4 protein-coding genes and 2 tRNA genes are annotated in these 5,263 nt (G+C 49.8%); 3 read left to right on the top strand and 3 right to left on the bottom strand.

Annotated features, from left to right (window positions below):
- Window positions 1-574: 574 nt before the first annotated feature.
- Window positions 575-1,129 (bottom strand): hypothetical protein, encoded by a 555-nt coding sequence (locus ACL7TT_RS20290; protein WP_413398000.1) that lies wholly within the window; start codon window positions 1,127-1,129, stop codon window positions 575-577.
- Window positions 1,130-1,138: 9 nt separating this feature from the next.
- Between ACL7TT_RS20290 and ACL7TT_RS20285 the strand changes: the two genes are divergently transcribed.
- Both ACL7TT_RS20285 and ACL7TT_RS20280 read left to right on the top strand, forming a co-directional pair.
- Window positions 1,139-1,786 carry a hypothetical protein gene (locus ACL7TT_RS20285; RefSeq protein WP_413397999.1) on the top strand — a complete coding sequence of 216 codons (648 nt, stop codon included), beginning with the start codon at window positions 1,139-1,141 and terminating at the stop codon, window positions 1,784-1,786.
- 18 nt (window positions 1,787-1,804) lie between these two features.
- A complete protein-coding gene (locus tag ACL7TT_RS20280) occupies window positions 1,805-2,092 on the top strand; it encodes a helix-turn-helix transcriptional regulator (protein WP_413397998.1) in 288 nt (95 codons plus the stop codon).
- Window positions 2,093-2,296: 204 nt separating this feature from the next.
- Here ACL7TT_RS20280 and ACL7TT_RS20275 read toward each other — a convergent pair.
- A tRNA-Val gene (locus ACL7TT_RS20275) sits at window positions 2,297-2,373 on the bottom strand.
- Window positions 2,374-2,533: 160 nt separating this feature from the next.
- Window positions 2,534-4,540, bottom strand: coding sequence for an excinuclease ABC subunit UvrB (uvrB, locus tag ACL7TT_RS20270; protein ID WP_413397997.1), 2,007 nt, complete (start codon window positions 4,538-4,540; stop codon window positions 2,534-2,536).
- Between the two features lie 245 nt (window positions 4,541-4,785).
- Here uvrB and ACL7TT_RS20265 point away from each other — a divergent pair.
- Window positions 4,786-4,861, top strand: a tRNA-Asn gene (locus ACL7TT_RS20265).
- The last annotated feature ends 402 nt before the right edge of the window (window positions 4,862-5,263 follow it).

Below are 5,263 nucleotides of genomic sequence, written 5' to 3'. Positions count from 1 at the left end.
CTCTGCTTGTGTAAAACCGCTTTTCTTGAACGCCTCAATCTGGCATCTTTGCTCATAGGTCAGTTGCTTGTAGTGTCTCATTGCATAACTCTTGCCGGAGAAAAAGCGAGAAGCCTACGGGCAACTGGCCGCTTTTTCTAGCTCCAGTGAGATATGCACTTACAAGTTGAATCTAGGAAAACAAAAAAATGTACCAACTTGACCTTTTGCCAGCATGAAGAAAAAGTCACAGAGCGATACAGCTACCAATATTGCACTATCCTACCCATAGTTCATTCCCGACAATTCCGCACAATTACATCGACTGATGCAGGTACCCGATCTTGCACTGAAAGTCGCTACAGAGAACCCACCTGTTCCAGCGCTTGGCTACTGTGTCTGAGGGTTTCATCCATAAGGGGCAGTGACTCTGGAGCAAAAAATTGAATTTTGGACATAAATAAGCCCCGTCGGCTTAACCAGACGGGGCTTTCAAAGGGGGTATGGTCCCGCTGCGCATACTTCGCGACAGCTTAGCTCAGATTAGTGTGTAGACGTGTACATTGTCAACAGCTAAAACTGTATTTAAATACAGTTATGCGGTATTCTCTGCCAAATAAAGGGCCTCCACCGTTCCCTCAATGACTTTGCACATATTAATCACCCAGCTTTTGCTTTGGCCAACCTTCCTGCACACATTCTGGATTTCCCACCGATAGTAATACCGCAACCAAAAAACCTTCCTCTCTAACGCAGCCTCCTCCTTGTCCTGGCGCCTGGCTATCACATTCAGGTAAGCCAATACTGCCGCATCCGTAAGGGCTGCTCTCTCGTAATCTATCGGTACCGGGCCCTCCCTATGCCCTGAGATCATCCTTCGGCCAAATGCTGCCATACGGGGCCAGCTCACTGAGTCCCCCGCACGTTCAGGATACGCAACCAGGAGGGCATCTTGTGAGCGCCATCTACAGCGCCCTAGCCTTTCTGGAAAAAGCCGCTCAGCCTCCAATACCAAGCGCTTAAACAGCAGCTCAACAGTATTAAAGAACAGATCAACAGCCTCAACGGCCTGATCGCCACAGACGTTGCCAACGGCTACCGCCAGCGCGCCATCGATACTACCGCCCAGTTGCGCACCCTGGAGGCCCAACGCAGCCGGTTGATCAAAAGCCTTTCCACAGCCAAATCAAGCCCCAGCACCCACAGCGCATTTAATAGCCTGGCCAGCACGCTCAATGTGGATCCCATGCGATTACAGCACGCCGGATTCCTCGCCCTGGCAATCATCACAGATGTGGTAGGGCTGGTAGCGTTACTAGCGTTTAACGCTGCCTCAACGGTTTGTAAACGTTTAGCTAAACGGTCTAAACGGTTTTCAACGCCAGATAAACAGTTTTCAACGGATTCTAAACGGTTCTCAACGGACGCTAAACAGTCGCCAATAGAGCCTAAACAGCTGCTAAATGGTGCTAAACAGCTACCAACGGTAGATAAACGGTTGCCCAGGGAAGGGCAGGGCCCCTCAACGCTTTCTAAACAGTTTTCAACGGTTTCTAAACGGCCCTCAACGCCAACTAAACGGTTTTCAACGGAGCCTAAACGGTTTGTAAACGCCGACTTCAGTCAGGAACAGATTGAACTGGCTCACCAAATTTGCGCCGGAGAGTTCGGCACCCGGCCCGTGTTACGCAACATCATCAAGTGCATTCGCGGTGGATACCCAGCCGCAAAACCCGTTTTCGATGCACTGGAACAGGCAGGAGAAATCGCCCGTGATGGCCAGAGTTTTGTCCTAATACAACGTTAAAAGGAAAGGAGAGTCAGCATGAAAAAAAATCGCATCCAACCCGGTCACCAGAAACACAAAAGCACTATAGCGGAGCACTCAGATGACAGAGAGATAGCTGTGCAAACAGAAGATCGGTTGATTCCCATTAAGGAAGTATGCAAGATGGTCTCTATATCGCAGGCCACAATTTACCGGATGCGTCAGCGTAAGACATTTCCCGAACCAATATTAACCTCTGGCCAAATCGTCCGGTGGCGACTGAGTGATATTCATTATTACATCCAGCATGGAAGAGCCTCGCCTGAAGCACACACAGAGCGTTAGGAAATTGGTTAAGAAGACAACTTTTCTTGTCAGAATCATAGGTAGGAACTCTAACCGTATTCTAACCAAATCAGTGGATTTTATTGGTTTCGGTAGGGGAGGCTTGAGAGAATCTGAGAATTTAGATTTTCTCAACAATAAATTAAAAAGCAATTAAAATCAGTGAGTTGAGGCTAATTGAGAGGGGTTAAAAGCCGTAGTACCTGGTAGACCCGAGCGGACTTGAACCGCTGACCTCTGCCATGTCAAGGCAGCGCTCTAACCAACTGAGCTACGGGTCTCTACTGCACCTAGGGTAACCGAGTGCTGCGAAGAGCGCGAACTCTACCACCGCTTTTCATTGTTTTCAATAAGTTACTGGGCTTTCGAACAGATTAACTTTGACAGTCAGTTACACCAAAGCTCAGGCTAGAAGGATAGCCAAACAACGCGACCCAACAGCTACTCCATTTCCTTTATTTGGGTTATTTTGTCGCGGAGCTTGGCTGCAGCCTCAAACTCCAGATTCTTGGCGTGCTCGTACATCTGCTCTTCCAGCTCGCTGATCCGCGCCCAGCGCTGCTCATCGGACATCGGCTCCACAAGGATATCAGCTCCCTTCCCTTCAGTTACCTTGTGCCGCCCCTTGGCTGGCAACCCAGGTGACACTGCCCCCTCAAGGATATCCGCGACAGTCTTGTGAATCCCTTTCGGAGTGATACCGTGTTCCGTGTTAAAGGCAAGCTGTTTTTCCCGGCGTCGTCGCGTCTCTTCAAGTGCGCGCTCCATGGATCCTGTCATTTTATCTGCGTACAAAATGGCCCGCCCCTTCAGATTGCGCGCGGCCCGCCCGATAGTCTGGATCAGAGAGCGATCAGAGCGTAGAAAACCCTCTTTATCCGCATCGAAAATGGCCACCAGCGCCACTTCCGGCATATCCAAGCCTTCCCGCAACAGGTTGATGCCTACCAGTACATCGAACTCCCCGAGACGCAAATCCCGGATAATCTCCACACGCTCGACAGTATCGATATCTGAATGAAGATAGCGTACGCGCACCCCGCTTTCAGCGAGGTATTCTGTCAAATCCTCAGCCATGCGCTTGGTCAACACCGTGATCAACATTCGCTGGTCCGCATCCACACAGCGGTGGATTTCCGACAGCGCATCATCCACCTGAGTCAGGGCCGAACGAACCTCAACTTCGGGGTCAACCAGTCCCGTAGGTCTTACCAACTGCTCGACTACCTGTTGTGCATGCTCTGCTTCATAGGGGCCTGGTGTCGCCGATACGAACACTGCCTGTGGGGCTAGACGTTCCCACTCCTCGAATTTGAGAGGGCGGTTGTCCAGAGCCGAAGGAAGGCGAAACCCATATTCCACCAAGGTTTCTTTCCGCGACCTATCACCCTTGTACATCCCACCAATCTGGGGAACTGTGACGTGGCTCTCATCAATAAACAGCAAGGCATCATGGGGCAGATAGTCAAACAAAGTGGGAGGCGGCTGGCCCACAGCACGCCCGGACAGATAACGGGAATAGTTCTCCACACCATTGCAGTAACCCAGTTCTTGCATCATCTCCAGATCATACCGGGTACGCTGTTCCAGGCGCTGTGCCTCCAGTAATTTGCCGTTTTCCCTCAACTGCTCAAGCCGCAAGCGTAGCTCTTCCTTAATGTGCTCTATAGCGCCAACAATGGTTTCCCGCGGGGTTACATAGTGGGATTTAGGGAAGATGGTGACCCGCGGGACTTTTTTGAGCTGTTCCCCCGTCAGCGGGTCAAAAAGAGTGATATCCTCAATCTCCCTATCAAACAGAGACAGCCGTATAGCCTCTAGGTCTGAGTCTGCCGGGTAGATATCGATGATATCCCCCCGTACCCGGAAGGTGGCACGGCGGAAATCCGCATCGTTGCGTGTATATTGCAGTTCAGCGAGTCGCCGCAGAATCGTGCGCTGATCTACCAGGTCCCCACGGTCCAGGTGCAGCACCATCTTTAGGTATTTGTCCGGGTCACCGAGCCCATAAATCGCAGATACTGTAGTGACTACCACTACATCACGCCGCTCAATCAGTGCTTTTGTTGCCGAGAGGCGCATCTGCTCGATATGCTCATTAACCGATGCATCCTTTTCGATAAAGGTATCTGAAGAAGGGACATAGGCTTCCGGTTGATAGTAATCATAATAAGAGACGAAGTACTCTACGGCATTCTTGGGAAAAAATTCCTTGAACTCCCCATACAGCTGTGCCGCTAGCGTCTTATTGTGCACCATGACAATTGCCGGGCGTTGCAAGCGCTCAATGATATTGGCCGTAGTAAAGGTCTTGCCTGACCCGGTAACACCGAGCAGGGTTTGGTGACTTAGCCCATCCTTGAGCCCCTCAACCAACTGTGCAATAGCAACTGGCTGATCGCCGGCCGGGCTATAACCAGATTCTACCTTGAACGGACGCGATTCCATATATAAACCTAACCTTTGGACCTATATCAGAAGATGCGATTGTAGGGCTTCCCCAAGGGCCTCACAAATCTGAACGGCCGAAACACCTCTTCGGAGCCCTTCTATTGGACCCATATCGCCCAACAGGAAGACCAAATACATAATTCCTTGTCAAATCAAGTAGTTAAACTACAAAAAAGGGGTTGACCTGTACGGGAGCACCCTATAGTATACGCGCCAACTGAACGGCACAGCCGCTAAGCAAGTCCGCCTTAGCTCAGTTGGTAGAGCAAATGACTGTTAATCATTGGGTCGCTGGTTCGAGCCCAGCAGGCGGAGCCAAAAAAAGTGAAGAAATCCCGCTAGTTATGAAAGCTAAGCGGGGTTTTTTCGTTCTGAATACCGAAGATGTGTAAAATTTTGTGTAAAACTCAGACGTCCTTTTTATCTTTCTTTATCTTTCTTTATCTATATTTAGGTCATTCCCTTAAGGCTGTTTTAACACAGCTAAGAACTGTGCCGACTCCTCTTTAGTTAGGGCCAACCCATACTTCTCAACAATTACCATAAACCGCTAAACATAATTTGAATATTTTTCGAGTTATAACCGAATCTGGTGTTTGAGGGTTTGAAAGAAAGCAGCGTATCTGGTTGATTTGTTGTCGCCAAACAATGAAACCAACCGAGAGTACGCCGCTATGAACAAGAATACCGTTGTTGAGTTTGCAGGTCGACATGAGACAG

This window comes from Microbulbifer jejuensis (genome assembly GCF_047289955.1).
Taxonomy (GTDB): Bacteria; Pseudomonadota; Gammaproteobacteria; order Pseudomonadales; family Cellvibrionaceae; genus Microbulbifer.
This window is presented reverse-complemented; position numbering and strand designations above follow the sequence as displayed.

Bases quoted from the DNA above. Each gene is read 5' to 3' on its own strand.
- uvrB (WP_413397997.1), bottom strand. From the start codon at position 4,540: ATGGAATCGCGTCCGTTCAAGGTAGAATCTGGTTATAGCCCGGCCGGC.
- ACL7TT_RS20280 (WP_413397998.1), top strand. From the start codon at position 1,805: ATGAAAAAAAATCGCATCCAACCCGGTCACCAGAAACACAAAAGCACT.